Below are 17,382 nucleotides of genomic sequence, written 5' to 3' on the forward strand. Positions count from 1 at the left end.
CGCGGCAGGGCGTGCTGAGGCGCACGCCGGAGCGCTTTCGGGGGCGCGCGTCAGGGGCGCTCAGGGGCGCGGGCCCGGGTGAGGCCGGGGCGCTCAAGGGCATGCCGGGGCCCGTACGAGGGCGCGAGAGGTCTCGCCCGTACCGGATCCGGATCCGGGGAAGGGCGCCGACGGCCCGGCACACGGCCGTCAGGCGGGTGCCGGGGACGTCAGCGGAGGTATGGGGGTGGCCTGGACCGAGCGGGCCGCCCGGTCCAGGGCGCTGGCCAGCAGGGCCAGGTCCGTCGGGCCGTTGCCCAGCTCGCGGATCGGCCGGCGGGCCGGCGGATCGCCCATCCGCTCCCACTCCACCGGGACGACCGTGGGCCGCTGGGTCGCCGTGCGCGGGATGCGCCCGGTCACCCGGCCCGTCTGGAACGGGGTCACCCGGCCGTCCGGATGCCCGAGCCGCCCCCGGCCGGGCTGGGGCCCGTCCGGGCCGCCGCCGGGTGCGGCGGGCGGCGGGTCGAGGACGATCCGCAGCCGGGCGCCGTGCGCCAGTTCCGTGTCCGAGGTCCGGTCCGGCTGCGCCGAGGCCGCGACCAGATGGACGCCGAGCCGCGCCCCGCCCCGTGCCACGGCCTCCAGGGCCCGCATCACCGATCCGGCCGCCGGCCGTCCCGGCGCGCCGAGCGCGGGCGCCACCAGCGCGTCGTAGTCGTCGACGATCACCACGAGCCGCGGCAGCGTCCCCGCCCCGTCGGCCGGGCTCCCGACACCGGTACCGGCACCTGCACTGGCGCCGGCTCCCGGTGCGGCCGAGCCGCCCGAGGACCGGGCGAGCCGCGTACTGGGCGTGTCGCCGAGAGCGCCGCCGCTGTCGCCGCCGGTCCGGTACGTCCGGGCGCTCGCCTGGTCGTAGAGGTCGGCCGACGGACGGGCGAGCCGTCCGCTGGGCGTGTCCCCGAGCCCGCCGCCGTCACCGCCGGTGCGGTACGTCCGGCTGCTCGGCCGTCCGTGGAGGTCGGCTGCCCCGGCCCGGGGCAGCCGCCCGCTCGGGGTGTCCCCGAGAACGGCGGCGCCACCCAAGGACCCGGCCGCGCCACCCGTACGGGAGTCCCCGGAGCGCGCCTCCGGGATCCGCGCCGTCGCGCGGGACGCCGACGACGTCAGTGCGGAGGCACCCGGGGCGGACGAGCGAGACGGGGCAGACGAGCCAGACGAGCCAGACGAGCCAGACGAGACGGAAGCGAGAGCGGAGGAGGACGAGGAGGGAGACGAGGACGCGGACGAGGCCGGGGCCGCGGACGGCAATGACTCGGCGGGGCTCGGCGCGCGCTGGCCGACCAGCCGGCCGGCCGAACGCCGGTCGGCGAAGTCGGTGTCCCCGAGCAGCTCGGCACGCCGCTTCAGCTCGGCGTTCAGCGCCTGCGCGAACTCCCGCATCCGTACCGGATCGGAGGCCACCAGATGCTCGGTGACATGCGGCAGCTCCGTGCACACCGCGAGGCCCTCGCCCCGGCCGCCGCCCGCCCCGTCGACCAGGAGCAGGCCCAGCCGGTCCGGCCGGCCGCCCGCCGCGAGGGAGGCGGCGATCGAACGCAGCAGCTCGGTGCGGCCGCTGCCCGCCGGGCCCTCGATCAGCAGATGCGGGCCCTCCTTGGTGAGGTCCACGGCGGCCGGCCCGTGCGGGCCCGCGCCCAGCACCGCCGTCCCCTCCGGGGCCGAGGCCCAGCGGGCCATCAGGGACGCGGGGGTGGCCCGGGCCAGACCCAGTTCGTCCAGGAGCCGGGACGACGGCGGCAGCGCGGCGGCGGTCCGCCCGCCGTCCGCGGCGGCCGTGTCCGGGCGCAGCGGCGCGAGGGCGCGGCCGAACCGCTCCGCCCAGGCGACCGACACCGCGTCGAGCACCCCGACCGTGCCGTGCCCGGCGACCCGCCCGCCGGCTGTCCGCAGCAGCCGCAGCGCGGTCGCCACATCCCCGCTGAGCAGGGCCGCCGCCCCGCACTCACGGAAGGCGAGGGAGGACGCGCACGCCGCTTCATACGTCGCGGCGACCGGTGAGGCGGGCGACGCGGACGGCGCCTCGGCCAGCGCGATCAGATGGATCCCGGCGGCGGCGCCCGCCACCGCGAGCCGCGCCGCCGTCTCGCGCAGCGTGGCGGAGCCCGGATCGCCGTCGACGACCACGACCGTCACCGGTCCGGTGTGCCGGGTGGCCGCCTCGGCGATCGCGGCGCGGTCGGCGCTCGCCCAGCCCGTGCCGAGCGGCCCGTCGTCGAGCCGACGGGTCAGTTCGGCGAGCCGCGCGTGGGCCTGGTCGCGGTCGTACGCGAGGAGCAGCCGGCAGTCCTGGCCGTGCGCCGGGCGGGTGTGCGGCAGCCAGCCGAGCCAGCCCCAGTTGCGGCGCCGCTCTTCCAGGGGGCGGCTGCGGTCGGCGCTGACCAGCACGATCTCCAGGTCGCCGGGGGAGTGCAGCGCGGCGAGCTGGGCCACCACCGAGCGGGCCAGGCCGTCGAGACGGGGCGCGGGTCCGGCGAGGCCGAGCGCACCGGCCTCGCGCAGTCCGACCGTGACGGGCACGCCGGACAGCTCGGCCCGGTCGGTCGTGCCGAGGCGGACCACCAGGGCCTCGGGATGGTCCAAGCCCCGCTCCCACAGGCGCGGGCCGGGGCCGAGGGCGGCGAGCAGGACGGCCGCCGGGTCGGGCCAGCTGTCGGCCGGGGCGCGGCCGGGGCCACCAGGGCCGCCGGCGAGGCCCTCGGGGAAGGCGGGCACCGGCGTCACGCCGTACTCCGCCTCCGGCTCCTCCCGGCCGCCCGCGAACCGCCGCGCCCAGGCGCCGATCCCGCGCTTGCGGGTCTGCCGGGTCCGGCCGTGGTGCTCGAACCCGCCGTGGGAATCGCCAGGGGACTCACCGTGGGCTTCGCCGGGTTCCGCCACGCGCGCGTGCCCGTCCCGGTCGGCGTCCCACGCCCCGTTCCCGTTTACGTTCCTGTTCCCGTTTCCGCCCTCGTCCGCGGCGGACGTCCCGTCGAGGCGCCGGTTGCCGCCGTGCGTCGGCGTCTCGGACGACGCCGTACTCGTACCGCCGAAGGGTTCGTACGACTGCCCGAGCGGGGGGAGGGCCGGCGCGCCCCCCGGCGTACCGGCCGCGGTGCCGCCCGTGTTGCCCGGGCCGCCGTTGCTCGGGCCGCCCGCGTTGCCCACGTTGCCCGCGTTGCTCGGGCCGGCCGGGGTTCCGGCGTACGCCACCCGCAGATGGCCCTCGCCGTCCGAGACGGTGGCCAGGGTGTCCTCGGGGCCGCCCGCCGGACCGGTCGTCAGACGCAGGGCGGACTCGCCGACGCGCAGCAGCGAGCCCGGCGCGAAACGCACCGGCCGCGCACCGACGGGCGTGCCGTCGAGCGTCGTCCCGTTGGTGGAGCCGGGGTCGGCGACCGTCACCCGGCCGTCCGGGGAGACGGTCACGGTGCAGTGGGTACGGGAGACGTCGGGGTCGTCGAGCGGTACGTCCGCGTCCACGGAACGGCCGATGACGATCGCTCCGCCGTGCAGCAGATGGACACCGCCGGCGTCGGGACCCGCGACCACATGGAGCCGGGCCGGGGCCTTCTCGCCGACGTGCTCGTCCGGCCCGGGCGGGCCCGGTACGTGGAGGGACAGCACGCCGCCGTCGACCAGCGGCGGCTCGCCGAGCAGGCAGCGCCGGGTGTCCAGCCGCTCCCCGCCCGCGTACAGCACGGTCGCGTGGGACGAGGGGGTCTCCGGGCCGGAGGCGGCCGTGGCGAGCGCGGCGGCCACGGCGGCCAGCTCGGTCCCCGCGGGGGCGGTGACGAGCACGTCACAGGTGCGCCCCGCACCGTGGTCGGCATGGCCGGCGTGCGGTGCGAGGACGGTCAGCCGGATCTGCATCGCCGTCAGCGGTCCCTTCTGCGCGGCGCGCCCGGCAGGGGAATCACCCACTCGCTCCCCCCACCCGAACGCGGACGCGTCGTCCGGTCAGGTCGGCACGGTGCGCGCGGGCTCCCTACCCTCGACACGACGTGCTGTACGCATCCTCGCACCTGCCACCGACAACCCGCCCCCGGGTGGCCACCAAATGATCTTGTCCGGTCACCGATGGGCCGAAAATGGCCTGGTTGCGTACGTGCGTGGTTGCACCGCACCGGCGTTCGGGCTGCTCCGGCGACCGTCGCACCCGCGTTTTCGGCCGCGCTCGCGACGGTGCTCCCGGCAGCGCTTCCGCCGGCGCTTCCGGCAGCACCTCCGACGACCCCGAAGCCGTCCTCGTGGCGGCACCCCTGACGCCGCCGGGGGTGTACCCGGGGGGAGTGCGGGGGAGTGAGTGAAGGAGCCCCTGGAGACCCTCAGGGGATCACCCAAGGGATCACCCAGGGGTTCTCCCGGGCCCCAGGTGGCAACCCTGCCTCCGCTTTCGGCGTCTTGCCGCACGGGCGCGGGTGTCAGGCCCGCCGCCCGTCCCGTCCGCCCGCGACGCGTACCCGCGACGAGTGCCCTGACCGGCTCGCGGGCCCGGCCATGATCGACCGGTCAGGCCCTAAAGTGGGTCGGACACCCTGACGGGCCCCGGAAGGGTCCCGGACGCGTCCGAGGCGCGGGTCCGGACGGGGTACGGAAACACACAGGGACTGCGGGGACACTCGGCGACACCCCGGGACCACGATCAGCAGGGAGCGCGTGACGTGCGGCCTATCGGCAGCAAGTACCTGCTCGAGGAGCCGCTCGGCCGCGGCGCCACGGGCACCGTCTGGCGAGCCCGCCAGCGGGAGACGGCCGGCGCGGAGGCGGCGGTCCCGGGCGAGCCCGGCGAGACCGTCGCGATCAAGGTCCTCAAGGAGGAGCTGGCCAACGACGCGGACATCGTGATGCGTTTCCTGCGCGAGCGGTCCGTGTTGCTGCGGCTCACCCACCCCAACATCGTGCGCACCCGCGACCTGGTCGTGGAAGGCGATGTCCTCGCCCTGGTCATGGACCTCGTCGACGGCCCCGACCTGCACCGCTACATCCGCGAGAACGGCCCGCTCACCCCCGTCGCCGCCGCGCTCCTCACCGCGCAGATCGCCGACGCCCTCGCCGCGAGCCACACCGACGGCGTCGTCCACCGCGACCTCAAGCCCGCCAACGTCCTGCTCCGGCAGGACGGCGACGGCATGCACCCGATGCTCACCGACTTCGGCATCGCGCGCCTCGCCGACTCCCCGGGCCTGACCCGCACCCACGAGTTCGTCGGCACGCCCGCGTACGTGGCGCCCGAGTCCGCCGAGGGCCGCCCGCAGACCTCCGCCGTCGACATCTACGGCGCCGGCATCCTGCTCTATGAGCTGGTCACCGGCCGGCCCCCGTTCGGCGGCGGCACCGCCCTGGAGGTGCTGCACCAGCACCTCACCGAGGAGCCGCGCCGCCCCTCCACCGTGCCCACCCCGCTGTGGACGGTGATAGAGCGCTGTCTGCGCAAGAACCCGGACGAGCGGCCCAGCGCCGAGAACCTCGCCCGAGGGCTGCGGACCGTCGCCGCCGGCATCGGCGTGCACGCCACCCCCGACCAGATCGAGGCCGCCGACGGCGTCGGCGCGCTGCTCGCGCCCGACCCGGCCCCCGCGCCGGTCCCGGGCGCCGGGAACGACCCGGCCGGCGCCACCCAGGTGCTGCCCGCCGGTTCCGCCGCCCCGGCGGGGATCGGCCGGCAGGGCTCGTACGACCCGGCCGCGCCCACCAGCGTGCTGCCGGCCGGCGGACCGGCCGGTGCGGCCGACCCGACCGCCGTGCTCCCCGCGGCGGGCCCCGGCCAGGGCGGCGCCGACCCGACCCGGGCCATGCCCCCCGTACCGCAGGACCCGCCGGGCGAGCAGCCGCACCCCTGGCAGAACCAGCTGCGCGCGGCCCGCGACCGCAACGAGCAGACGGAGATGCAGTACCTCGACCCGGGCGAGGACCCCCTGCGCCGGCGCCCGCAGCGCCGACCCCAGCCCCAGCAGCCTCCACAGCAGCCGCAGTATCAGCAGCAACCGCCGCCGCAGCAGTACCAGCAGCCGCCCCGGCCGCCCCAGCCGTACCAGCAGCCGCAGCGGCCCCCGCAGGCCCCGCCGCCGGCGCCGTACCAGCAGCCGCATCCGCAGCAGTACGCTCCCCAGCCGCCGCAGCAGCAGTACGCGCCCCCGCAGCCGCCCCCGGCGGCGCCCGCGCCCGCGCCCGCACCCGCGCCGCGCGAGCCGCGTCCGCCGCGCCAGCGCAGCGCCAACCCGATGCGCATCCCGGGGCTCGGCTGCCTCAAGGGCTGCCTCTTCACGATCGTGCTGTTCGTGGTGGCGGGCTGGCTCGTCTGGGAGCTGACCCCGCTCCAGGACTGGGTCGCCCAGGGCAAGGGCTACTGGGAGGCGATCGGCGACGGCATCTCCTCGCTGAGCGACTGGATCTCCTCGGTCACCCAGAGCACGGGAACGGGCCTGGGCACGGGCGGCGACACCACCGGCCAGTGATCCCGCCGGCTGCCGGCCGGTCGGTGACCGGCCGGTAGGCGGTCGCTAGCCGGTCGCTGGCCGGTCGCTAGCCGGCCGGCGGATCGGACGACCGGCTGCCGGACGCTGTCACCGCCCGTCGCCGCATGCCGGGTCGGCGCCCCCGGCCCCCCGGTCTGTCGTCGGCTGCCGTCGCACGGCCGGCGCACCGGCGGGCCGACGCCGCCCGACCGCCCCCGGCCGCACCGCCGGCTCGACCACCCGACCGCTTCACGTCGACGGGAGCGCCGGCCGCACCGCCTCCTGCCCCGCAGGTCGCCGCGCGGTCCGCGGCACCCGTACTGTCTCCCCTACCGTCGCGCGTATCGCGCCCCGCGGTGACCCGCTTCCGCCCCGCCCATGCCACCGTCTCCACCGAGTGGTAACCGGGGGTAACCGGCGGGGCGGGGTGCCCGGAGACGGATCAGGTCATCGACATGTCGACTTCCGCGGGGTGTTTTCCCCTCGGAAGTGCCGGTCTGACTCTCCGGACGCGTAACTTTGTCGCGAACCGCAGCCGCTGAGGGAGCAGTCTTGGCACGGAATATCGGCAGCCGCTACACGGCCCACCAGATCCTCGGCCGGGGCAGCGCCGGCACGGTGTGGCTCGGCGAGGGCCCCGAGGGCCCCGTCGCCATCAAGCTGCTCCGCGAGGACCTCGCCGCCGACCAGGAGCTCGTCGGCCGCTTCGTTCAGGAACGCACCGCCCTGCTCGGCCTCGACCACCCGCACGTGGTCTCCGTCCGCGACCTCGTCGTCGACGGCAACGATCTCGCGCTCGTCATGGACCTGATCCGCGGCACCGATCTGCGCACCCGCCTCGACCGCGAACGCCGGCTCGCGCCCGAGGCCGCCGTCGCGATCATCGCCGACGTCGCCGACGGCCTCGCCGCCGCGCACAAGGCCGGCGTGGTCCACCGGGACGTCAAGCCCGAGAACATCCTGCTCGACATGGAGGGCCCGCTCGGCCCCGGCGGCGCCCACCCGGCGCTGCTCACCGACTTCGGCGTCGCCAAGCTCATCGACACCCCCGGCCGCACCAAGGCCACCCGGATCATCGGCACCCCCGACTACCTCGCCCCCGAGATCGTCGAGGGCCTGCCGCCCCGCGCCGCCGTCGACATCTACGCCCTCGCCACGGTGCTCTACGAACTGCTCGCCGGGTTCACGCCGTTCGGCGGCGGCCACCCGGGCGCCGTCCTGCGCCGCCATGTCACCGAGACCGTCGTCCCGCTGCCCGGCATCCCCGAGGAGCTGTGGCAGCTGATCGTCCAGTGCCTGGCCAAGGCCCCGGCGTCCCGGCTGCGCGCCTCCGAGCTGGCGACCCGGCTGCGGGACGTACTGCCCACCCTCAAGGGCATCCCGCCGCTCGACGTCGACGAGCCGGACGCGGACCCGGCGGGCGAGGCGGGCGGCGCGCCGGACGCGTACGACACCCGGCCGAACAGCGAGCCCGCCCCGCGCCGGGCCGCCGTCCCGCTGGTGCCCGGCGCCTCCACCGACTCCAACCGCGACACGCACACCTCCATGCGCGTGCCCGCCCCCGACGAGCTGTCCGGCGGCCCCCTCGGCACCGCCCGCGCCCCCCGCTCGGCGGGCGCCCGCCGCCCCGGCTCGGCCCGCCACAAGGCGGACGCGGTCCGCAAGCGCCGGATCACCCTGGGCGTCGCGACGGCCGTCCTGGTGGCCGCGCTCGGGGTCGGCGGCTATCTGGCCGCCTCCGGGGACGCCGACGCGCCGCCGCGCGACGCGCAGGAGACGACGCGGAGCGCGCAGCCGTAACGACGCGCGGGCCCGGCCCGGCTGGGCCCGCGCGGGGGCCGTACCCGCCCGCCCGCGGGGCGCCCGGGCGGTGTTCGTATGGCGGGCGCACGGCGTTCGTACGGCGCCCGTGCCGCGTTCGAGCCGTGCGTGAGCCGTGTGTGGGCCGGGTCCGGCGGGCATATGCGGGGATCCACAGGTCCGGCTCCGCGCCATGAGCCGTTACGCTGGACGCGTGGCAGTCGTCGATGTATCCGAAGAGCTGAAGTCCCTCTCCTCGACCATGGGGTCGATCGAGGCCGTCCTGGACCTCGAAAAGATGAGGGCAGACATCGCCGTGCTCGAAGAGCAGGCCGCGGCCCCGTCCCTGTGGGACGACCCCGAGGCGGCGCAGAAGATCACGAGCCGGCTCTCGCGCCTCCAGGCCGAGGTCCGCAAGGCCGAGACCCTGCGTGGCCGCATCGACGACCTCGCGGTCCTGTTCGAGCTGGCCGAGGAGATGGACGACTCGGACACCCGGGCCGAGGCCGAGGGCGAGCTCGTCAGCGTCCGCAAGGCGCTCGACGAGATGGAGGTCCGCACCCTCCTGTCCGGCGAGTACGACGAGCGCGAGGCGCTGGTCAACATCCGCGCCGAGGCGGGCGGCGTCGACGCCTCCGACTTCGCGGAGCGCCTCCAGCGCATGTACCTGCGCTGGGCCGAGCGCCACGGCTACTCGACCGAGATCTACGAGACCTCGTACGCGGAAGAGGCCGGCATCAAGTCGACCACCTTCGTGGTCAAGGCCCCGTACGCGTACGGCACCCTCTCCGTCGAGCAGGGCACCCACCGCCTCGTCCGCATCTCCCCCTTCGACAACCAGGGCCGCCGCCAGACCTCCTTCGCGGGCGTCGAGGTGCTCCCGGTCGTCGAGCAGTCCGACCACGTCGACATCGACGAGTCGGAGCTGCGCATCGACGTCTACCGCGCCTCCGGCCCCGGCGGCCAGGGCGTCAACACCACCGACTCGGCGGTGCGCATCACGCACATCCCGACCGGCATCGTGGTCTCCTGCCAGAACGAGCGCTCCCAGATCCAGAACAAGGCGAGCGCCATGAACGTCCTCCAGGCCAAGCTCCTGGAGCGCCAGCGCCAGGAGGAGCGCGCCAGGATGGACGCGCTCAAGGGCGACGGCGGCAGCTCCTGGGGCAACCAGATGCGTTCGTACGTCCTCCACCCGTACCAGATGGTCAAGGACCTGCGCACCGAGCACGAGGTCGGCAACCCGCAGTCCGTCCTCGACGGCGAGATCGACGGCTTCCTGGAGGCCGGTATCCGCTGGCGCAAGCAGCAGGAGCAGGCGGACGCGTAAGCCCGCCGGGGCATCCGCCCCCGCACCACGCACCACGCACGTACGGCCCGGGGCCCAGCTCACCAGATGAGCGGGGCCCCGGGCCGTTCGCCGTATCCGGGGCGGTCGTGGGGTCACGGGAGACTCGCGGGAACCGGGCGGGAACGCACGGTCGGGTGGTCGGCGATTCGCGCGCGCAAGCGATGAGGTGATCGTGCTGGCGCTTTGTCGACAAGGGAACTGGCTTGGAAGGGGCGGGAGTTCAGGTTTACGTCACAGTTGCATCGCCGCAGGGCGGGCGGATCGGGAGGTTTCCGGCATCGCACGCGCAACGGCCTTGACGAGCTCTTTGAAACTCGGAAGGGTGGCGCGCGGCACGCGTGTCTCCGGGGCGTGCGTGGACGGGGGCAGGTCCGGATTCCACGGTGATCGCCCCCAGTGCCCGGGCCCCGGGCCGCGGCTCTACGGACAAGATGAGCTACTGGGGGTAGCAAGCACATGACGAAGAAGACGCGGATCCGTATCGCACGGATCGCGGCCGGCGCGGTGATCGCGGCCGGCGCGTCGCTGACGGCGGCCGGTGCCGCTTCGGCGGCCGGGGTGGGCATCGGTTTCTCTTCCGAGATCCAGGGTGACGGCCCGGGCGACGACTGCGGCGCGAACCCGGAGGGCTGCGACCCGGGCAACGGCACTGGCGGTGACAACGGCACTGGCGGTGACAACGGCACTGGCGGTGACAACGGGACCGGCGGTGACAACGGCACTGGCGGTGACAACGGCACTGGCGGTGACAACGGGACCGGCGGTGACAACGGGACCGGCGGTGACAACGGGACCGGCGGTGACAACGGGACCGGCGGTGACAACGGCACCGGTGGCGACAACGGGACCGGCGGTGACAACGGGACCGGCGGTGACAACGGGACCGGCGGTGACAACGGGACCGGCGGTGACAACGGCACTGGCGGTGACAACGGCACCGGTGGCGACAACGGGACCGGCGGTGACAACGGGACCGGCGGTGACAACGGCACCGGTGGCGACAACGGCACTGGCGGTGACAACGGGACCGGTGGCAACAATGGCACCGGCGGCCACAGTGGCACCGGCGGCAACAACGGCACCGGCGGCGACCAGGGCACTGGCGGCAACGGCGGCGACCACGGCAACGGCAACACCGGCAACACCGGCAACGGTGGCCACGACAACGGTGGCGACGCCAACTGCACCGTGACCGTCGACGGCGCCGAGTGCGCCGACGGCGCCGGCACCAGCGGTGGCGGCAACGACAACGGCGCCAACAACGCCGGCTCGCAGCCCGTCGAGCAGGGCCAGGTCAAGGAGGAGCTCGCCGAGACCGGTGCGGCGGAGACGTCGTTCCTGATCATCGGCGCCGCCACCATGATCGCCGGTGGCATCGGCTTCCGGATCCTGCCCCGCCTCGTCGGTGGCGCTCGCGCCGCCGTCTGAGACCGCTGACCCCGCGGGCCCTTAGGGTCCCAGGGGACACGGTCCGCTGAGACCGGACGCGAAGGGCCGGGGCGCCTCACCAGGCGCCCCGGCCCTTTCCCGTACTCCGTACCCCGCGTACTCCGGTTGCTCCGAACGCTGTACGTACGTCGGTGTGGTGTCTCCGTACGCCACTCGCACGGCGCGACGCGTCCGCGCGCACGCCCTCGGGTGCCTCCATACGCCCCGTACGCCTCATGCGCTCCTGATCGCGGGGCCTTACGGCCTTATGGGCTTACAGCCCCCGTACCGCCACCAGCAGGGCCGTCGCCGCCACCAGGGCGACCACCAGGGCCAGCAGCATCGCCGGCGTCACCCCCGTCGGCTGGGGCAGACGCTCGCGGTTCGCGCGGCAGACGGGGCAGCGGCCCTCCGCGACGGGCGCCGCGCAGTTGGCGCACACCAGTCGGTCATAGGTCATGCGCTCTCCTCCTCCCGCACCGGGCTCCTTCTCGAAGAACGTCCGGGGCGGCCCCGGCGTTCCTCTACCACTGTGCCAGCTCCGGCGCGTTTCGGCGCGCCCCGGGCCGGGTCGCCCGGAAGGACGAAAAGGATAAAGGACACAAGCGCGGTCCGCGACTGCGCGGGCCATGTCCGTTCGCGTATGGTCACGCACACCTACTCCCGGCCGACCGTGGTGCATCCGTGATCCGATTCGACAACGTCTCCAAGTCCTATCCGAAGCAGAACCGCCCCGCGCTCCGGGACGTTTCCCTGGAGATCGAGAAGGGGGAGTTCATCTTCCTCGTCGGTTCCTCCGGCTCCGGAAAGTCGACCTTCCTGCGGCTGATCCTGCGCGAGGAGCGCGCCAGCCACGGGCAGGTGCACGTCCTGGGCAAGGACCTCGCCCGCCTTTCCAACTGGAAGGTGCCGCATATGCGCCGCCAGCTGGGCACGGTGTTCCAGGACTTCCGTCTGCTGCCCAACAAGACCGTGGCCCAGAACGTCGCCTTCGCCCAGGAGGTCATCGGCAAGCCGCGTGGCGAGATCCGCAAGGCCGTCCCCCAGGTGCTCGACCTGGTCGGCCTCGGCGGCAAGGAGGACCGCATGCCGGGCGAGCTGTCCGGTGGTGAGCAGCAGCGTGTCGCGATCGCCCGGGCCTTCGTGAACCGCCCCATGCTGCTGATCGCGGACGAGCCCACCGGCAACCTCGACCCGCAGACCTCCGTCGGCATCATGAAGCTGCTCGACCGCATCAACAGGACAGGGACCACCGTCGTCATGGCGACCCACGACCAGAACATCGTCGACCAGATGCGCAAGCGCGTCATCGAGCTGGAGAAGGGCCGACTCGTCCGCGACCAGGCCCGCGGCGTCTACGGCTACCAGCACTGACGGGCGGGAGAACAGCCATATGCGCGCTCAGTTCGTGCTCTCGGAGATCGGTGTCGGTCTTCGCCGTAATCTCACGATGACCTTCGCGGTCATCGTCTCCGTCGCCCTCTCGCTGGCCCTTTTCGGCGGCGCCCTGCTCATGCGCGAGCAGGTCAGCACGATGAAGGACTACTGGTACGACAAGGTCAACGTCTCCATCTTCCTCTGCAACAAGAGCGACGCCGCCTCCAGCGCCAAGTGCGCCAAGGGCGCGGTCACCGCGCAGCAGAAGAAGGAGATCGAGTCCGACCTCAAGAACATGAAGGAACTCGTCGAGACGGTCCATCACGAGACCGCCGACGAGGCGTACAAGCACTACAAGCAGCAGTACAGCGATACGGCGATCGCGTCCGTCGTCACCCCGGACCAGATGCAGGAATCCTTCCGGGTGAAGCTGAAGGATCCGGAGAAATACAAGGTCGTGGCCACGGCCTTCGCGGGCCGTGACGGTGTCGAGTCGATCCAGGACCAGCGGTCCATCCTGGAGACCCTCTTCAACATGATGCGCAGCGTCAACTACGCCGCTGTCGCCCTCATGTTCCTGATGCTCATCATCGCGCTGATGCTGATCATCAACACGGTCCGGGTGTCCGCGTTCAGCCGCCGCCGCGAGACCGGCATCATGCGGCTCGTCGGCGCGACCAACTTCTACATCCAGATCCCGTTCATCGCGGAGGCCGCGTTCTCCGGCCTCATCGGCGGCCTCTTCGCGTGCGTGCTGCTGCTCGGCGGGCACTACTTCCTCGTCGACCACGGACTCGAACTGGCCCAGCAGATGCCGCTGGTGAACTTCGTCGGCTGGGACGTCGTCCTCGCCCAGCTTCCGCTGGTCCTCGTCATCGGACTGCTGATGCCGTCCATCGCGGCGTTCGTCGCATTGCGCAAGTACCTGAAGGTGTGACCGCCCGACCTCGTACCGCCCCGGCCCCGGGTGACCTCGGGGCGGGGGCGGGGGCGGGGCGGCAGGGACGCCAGGGGCACCGGATCACGGAGGGCGCCGTACGGCCAAGGGCCTTACGGCGCCCTCCGCTTGGCATCCGGTTGTCCTAGAGTGGCCGCATGCGTGCCGGTGCCGGCCCCGAGTTCTGCCGACGGTCCCGCGGAGTTCTCCGTGGGGCCGTCTTGACGTTGGTGTTCACCGGAGTGATCGGTACGGCCGCGGCCACCGGCGCCCTGCCGCGCCGCCCGGCCGCCCCGGAGCCACCCGCCGCGGCCGGTTCCCCGGACCTGTCCCCGCCGTCCGGCACGGCCCTGAACGCCGGCCTCGGCCCCGGCGGCTCGGGCGGCTCCGGGGGGCCCGGCTCAGGCTCCGCCGTCGTGCCCGTCGACCGTGACGCGCTGGCCCGCGCCGCCGCCGACGCCCTCGCCGACGGAAAGTCGGGCAAGCAGGCGGCCGAGGAGTTCGTCTCGCGCAGCGGCGACCGGTGGGGCGCGGTCTACGACGAACGCGAATACGCCGAGTTCGAGCAGAGCCTGCACGGTTCGTACACCGGCGTCGGACTCTCCGCCCGCCGCGCGGGCGCGGGCGGTGTCGAGATCAGCCGGGTCCTGCCCGGCGGCCCCGCCGCCCGCGCGGGACTGCGGGCCGGCGACCGGATCACCGCCGTCGACGGGAGCCCGGTCGGCGACCGGTCCGTCTCCGAGGTCGTCGCGCTGCTGCGCGGCGACGAAGTCCCCGGCATTCCGGCCACCGGCTCCACGGCACCTGGCACCACGGTCACCCTCGGCGTCGAACGCGGCCGGGCGGCGTGGTCCCAGTCGCTGCGCCGGGCCCGGCTCGTCACCGACCCCGTCACGATCCGCCGCCTCGACGACGGCGCGGTCCTCGTCCGCGTCACCGCCTTCACCAAGGGAACGGGCGAGCGGATACGCACGGCCGTGCGCACCGCACCGGCCGGCACCGGGATTCTGCTCGATCTGCGCGGCAACTCCGGCGGCCTGCTCGCCGAGGCCCGTACCGCCGCCTCCGCCTTCCTCGACGGCGGGCTGATCGCCACGTACGACATGGACGGCAGCCAGCACGCCGTCTACGCGGAGGGCGGCGGCGACACCGCGCGGCCCCTGGTGGCGCTCGTCGACGGCGGCACTATGAGCGCCGCCGAACTGCTGACCGGCGCCCTGAAGGACCGGGGCCGGGCCGTCACGGTCGGCTCGCGCACCTTCGGCAAGGGCTCCGTGCAGATGCCCGAGGCCCTGCCCGGGGGTTCGGTCGCCGAACTGACCGTCGGCCACTACCGCACCCCCGCCGGGAACGCGGTGGACGGTCACGGCATCACCCCGGACGTCCTCGTGCGGCAGGCACCGGGGGCCAGGGCGGAGCAGCGGGCCGAGGAACGGGCCCGCACAGTATTGAGTGGCCTCGGAGGGGGCTCGTAGTGCGAAAATGACCGCACTATGGCTAAGGGACTCGTCAACGTGCAGGGCAAGCCTGCGAAGAAGAAGACCCAGGACAAGGGGCCGGAGCGCAAGCTCATCGCGCAGAACAAGAAGGCGCGACACGACTACCACATCCTGGACACCTACGAGGCCGGTGTGGTCCTCATGGGAACCGAGGTGAAGTCGCTGCGGATGGGGCGGGCGTCGCTCGTGGACGGATTCGTCCAGATCGACGGCCACGAGGCGTGGCTGCACAACATCCACGTCCCGGAGTACGTCCAGGGCAGCTGGACCAACCACTCGGCGAAGCGGAAGCGCAAGCTGCTGATGCACCGTGCCGAGATCGACAAGCTGGAGCAGAAGGCGTCCGAGACGGGTCACACGATCGTGCCCCTGGCGCTGTACTTCCTGGGCAGCCGGGTGAAGTGCGAGATCGCGCTCGCCAGGGGCAAGAAGGAGTACGACAAGCGGCAGACGCTGCGCGAGCAGCAGGACACCCGTGAGGCGAGCCGCGCGATCTCGGCGGCCCGGCGCCGGCAGCGGGCCGCCAAGCTGGGGTGACGCCCCGGGAATAGGCTGGCGACCGTCGGCGTTGGTCACGTACGATGGGTCGTGCACCCCACCGAGGGTGCGCGATTTGAAAAATCAACATGGGGATGATCGGTTTCGACAGCGGATGTCGAAGCAGGGGAAGCGTGTCGAGGAAGCGGCAATGATCTCGTAAACCACGCGCCGAAACCTATAATCGCCAACACCAAGCGCGATTCCTTCGCCCTCGCTGCCTAAGTAGCGACTTGCGAAGTGTCAGCCCGGGGCTGTTTCCGACCCGGATCCTGGCATCATCTAGGAAACTAAACCTTGATCCCGGTCACGGGGTGAAGAGGGAAATCAAACAGTGACTGAGCCCGTTCCGGACTTGTCTGGGTGATCCGGAGGGCTGAGAAAATCGCACCAGACTGCACACGGAGAAGCCCTGGTTCCGCACCGTTGGACGCGGGTTCGATTCCCGCCATCTCCACTCATCCCATGTGGGCGAAGGCCCGGTGGTCCCCAAGGACCGCCGGGCCTTCGTCATGTCCGGACCTCTCCGGGCTCGCCTGTCCGCGGGGCCGTCGTGTCCCCGTCCCGGTGCCCTACCGCCGTACCACGTCCGCGTGACCGAACCTGCCCCCGCTCAGGCGCGGCGGCGGGTCGTGACGCGGGCGGTCAGGGCCAGGGCCGCAGCCGTCGTGGGGACGAGGAAGCCGTATGTGACGGACGGGGCGTGGTCGACGAGCCAGCCGCCCGTGGCCGAGCCCGCCGCGATGCCGCCGAGCAGGGCGGTCACGGCGAGGGTCATGCCCTCGTTGAGGCGGCCGTCCGGAGTCAGCCGCTGCACCTCGCCCATGCCCGTGACCATCGTCGGCGCGGTCGCCATGCCCGCGACCAGCAGCGCGCCGGCGAGGACGAGCAGGGAGCCGGTGAGCGCGGCGGCCAGCAGGGGCAGGGTCATCAGGACGGTCATCGCGGCGAGGCAGGCCGCGAGCGGCGCGGCGCGCCGGACCCGGCCGTAGACGAGGCCCGCGATACAGGAGCCCGCCGCCTGGAGGCCCAGCACGGGCCCGGCCCCCGGCCCGTCGACGAAGGCGAGGGTGGAGACCTCCATCGAGCCGAAGACGGCGCCCGTGGCCAGGAACATCACGAGCAGCGCCGGCATGCCGGGCGCGCGCAGCGGCGAGAGTCCGCCGATGGCGGAGGGCGGGGCGGCGGGCGGTTCCGTGGCGCGCTGCGCGGTGAACAGCACGGTGCCGGTGAGCAGCAGCGCCGAGCCGATGAGCGCGGCGGCGGACGGGAACAGCGCCGAGCACAGCAGCGCCGCGAGCACCGGGCCGAGCATGAAGCACAGCTCGTCGGCGGCCTGCTCGAAGGCGTTGGCGGTGTGCAGGGAGTCCGGGTCGTCCTTCAGCAGATACGCCCAGCGGGCCCGTGCCATGCCGCCGAGGTTGGGGGCGGTCGAGGAGAGCACGGTGGTGACGATCAGGACCCAGGCCGGCGTCCGGACGTGCACGCACGCCACCAGGGCGAGCTGCCCGACGGCGGCCCAGGCGGCGGCGGGCAGCGCGACCCTGGCCTGGCCGTACCGGTCGACCAGCCGGGCGACCCACGGCGCGGTCAGCCCGCCCGCGACCAGGCCGGCGGCGCTGACCGAGCCGGCCAGGGCGTACGAGTCGTAGGAGCGGGCGATCAGCAGGACGATGCCGACCCCGAACATGCCCACGGGCAGCCGGGCGACCAGATTGCCGAGAACGAAGGCGCGGGTGCCGGGCAGGGCGAAGAGGCGGAGGTAGGGATTGGTGGGGGCGGGGCGCTCCGGACGCTCCTGGTAGCGGGGAGCGAGGGCGGGGCCGGCGGGCGTCAGGGTCACGTCGACAGCGGGGAACGCGGCGGGCGCGGGGACCCTGGCAGGCGTGGGGATCGGATCGTGCATGGACCAAGGCTCGGTTGGCATGGCCCTGCCGGTCCAACACCAAATCGGTCGCCATTCACGCACTTTTG

11 protein-coding genes and 1 other RNA gene are annotated in these 17,382 nt (G+C 73.8%); 9 read left to right on the forward strand and 3 right to left on the reverse strand.

Going from position 1 to position 17,382, the window contains the following annotated elements:
* Nucleotides 1-189: 189 nt before the first annotated feature.
* Nucleotides 190-3,894, reverse strand: a complete 3,705-nt coding sequence (locus tag ACGFRB_RS10740; protein ID WP_393242502.1) for an FtsK/SpoIIIE domain-containing protein — start codon at nucleotides 3,892-3,894, stop codon at nucleotides 190-192.
* A 791-nt stretch (nucleotides 3,895-4,685) separates the two neighbouring features.
* On the opposite strand from ACGFRB_RS10740, the gene ACGFRB_RS10745 reads away from it, so the two are divergent.
* The 4 genes from ACGFRB_RS10745 to ACGFRB_RS10760 all read left to right on the forward strand — a co-directional run bounded on the left by ACGFRB_RS10745 (nucleotide 4,686) and on the right by ACGFRB_RS10760 (nucleotide 11,058).
* Nucleotides 4,686-6,479, forward strand: a complete 1,794-nt coding sequence (locus ACGFRB_RS10745; protein ID WP_393241647.1) for a protein kinase — start codon at nucleotides 4,686-4,688, stop codon at nucleotides 6,477-6,479.
* Nucleotides 6,480-7,031: 552 nt separating this feature from the next.
* Nucleotides 7,032-8,279: a protein kinase gene (locus ACGFRB_RS10750; RefSeq protein ID WP_363012035.1), complete on the forward strand. Its 1,248-nt coding sequence runs from the start codon at nucleotides 7,032-7,034 to the stop codon at nucleotides 8,277-8,279.
* A 214-nt stretch (nucleotides 8,280-8,493) separates the two neighbouring features.
* The gene (prfB, locus tag ACGFRB_RS10755; RefSeq protein WP_363012034.1) at nucleotides 8,494-9,609 is read left to right on the forward strand and encodes a peptide chain release factor 2; all 1,116 of its coding nucleotides are present in this window, start codon (nucleotides 8,494-8,496) and stop codon (nucleotides 9,607-9,609) included.
* Between the two features lie 477 nt (nucleotides 9,610-10,086).
* Nucleotides 10,087-11,058, forward strand: a complete 972-nt coding sequence (locus tag ACGFRB_RS10760) for an LPXTG cell wall anchor domain-containing protein (protein WP_393241652.1) — start codon at nucleotides 10,087-10,089, stop codon at nucleotides 11,056-11,058.
* Nucleotides 11,059-11,332: 274 nt separating this feature from the next.
* Here the strand turns inward: ACGFRB_RS10760 and ACGFRB_RS10765 are convergent, their stop codons facing one another.
* Nucleotides 11,333-11,518: a hypothetical protein gene (locus ACGFRB_RS10765; protein ID WP_361233902.1), complete on the reverse strand. Its 186-nt coding sequence runs from the start codon at nucleotides 11,516-11,518 to the stop codon at nucleotides 11,333-11,335.
* A gap of 224 nt (nucleotides 11,519-11,742) precedes the next feature.
* Here ACGFRB_RS10765 and ftsE point away from each other — a divergent pair, with 224 nt between their 5' ends.
* The 5 genes from ftsE to ssrA all read left to right on the forward strand — a co-directional run bounded on the left by ftsE (nucleotide 11,743) and on the right by ssrA (nucleotide 15,868).
* Nucleotides 11,743-12,432 (forward strand): cell division ATP-binding protein FtsE, encoded by a 690-nt coding sequence (gene ftsE, locus ACGFRB_RS10770; RefSeq protein ID WP_363012031.1) that lies wholly within the window; start codon nucleotides 11,743-11,745, stop codon nucleotides 12,430-12,432.
* Nucleotides 12,433-12,451: 19 nt separating this feature from the next.
* Nucleotides 12,452-13,372, forward strand: a complete 921-nt coding sequence (gene ftsX / locus ACGFRB_RS10775) for a permease-like cell division protein FtsX (protein ID WP_363012030.1) — start codon at nucleotides 12,452-12,454, stop codon at nucleotides 13,370-13,372.
* 158 nt (nucleotides 13,373-13,530) lie between these two features.
* Nucleotides 13,531-14,847, forward strand: coding sequence for a S41 family peptidase (locus ACGFRB_RS10780; RefSeq protein WP_393241657.1), 1,317 nt, complete (start codon nucleotides 13,531-13,533; stop codon nucleotides 14,845-14,847).
* Nucleotides 14,848-14,865: 18 nt separating this feature from the next.
* Complete coding sequence (gene smpB / locus ACGFRB_RS10785; protein WP_361233891.1) at nucleotides 14,866-15,408, forward strand: SsrA-binding protein SmpB; 543 nt, start codon at nucleotides 14,866-14,868, stop codon at nucleotides 15,406-15,408.
* Nucleotides 15,409-15,499: 91 nt separating this feature from the next.
* Nucleotides 15,500-15,868, forward strand: a transfer-messenger RNA (tmRNA) gene (gene ssrA / locus ACGFRB_RS10790).
* Between the two features lie 153 nt (nucleotides 15,869-16,021).
* Here ssrA and ACGFRB_RS10795 read toward each other — a convergent pair.
* Nucleotides 16,022-17,314 (reverse strand): MFS transporter, encoded by a 1,293-nt coding sequence (locus tag ACGFRB_RS10795; RefSeq protein WP_393241661.1) that lies wholly within the window; start codon nucleotides 17,312-17,314, stop codon nucleotides 16,022-16,024.
* Nucleotides 17,315-17,382: the final 68 nt, after the last annotated feature.

Source organism: Streptomyces sp. NPDC048718 (genome assembly GCF_043198875.1).
In the GTDB taxonomy this organism is placed as follows: domain Bacteria; phylum Actinomycetota; class Actinomycetes; order Streptomycetales; family Streptomycetaceae; genus Streptomyces.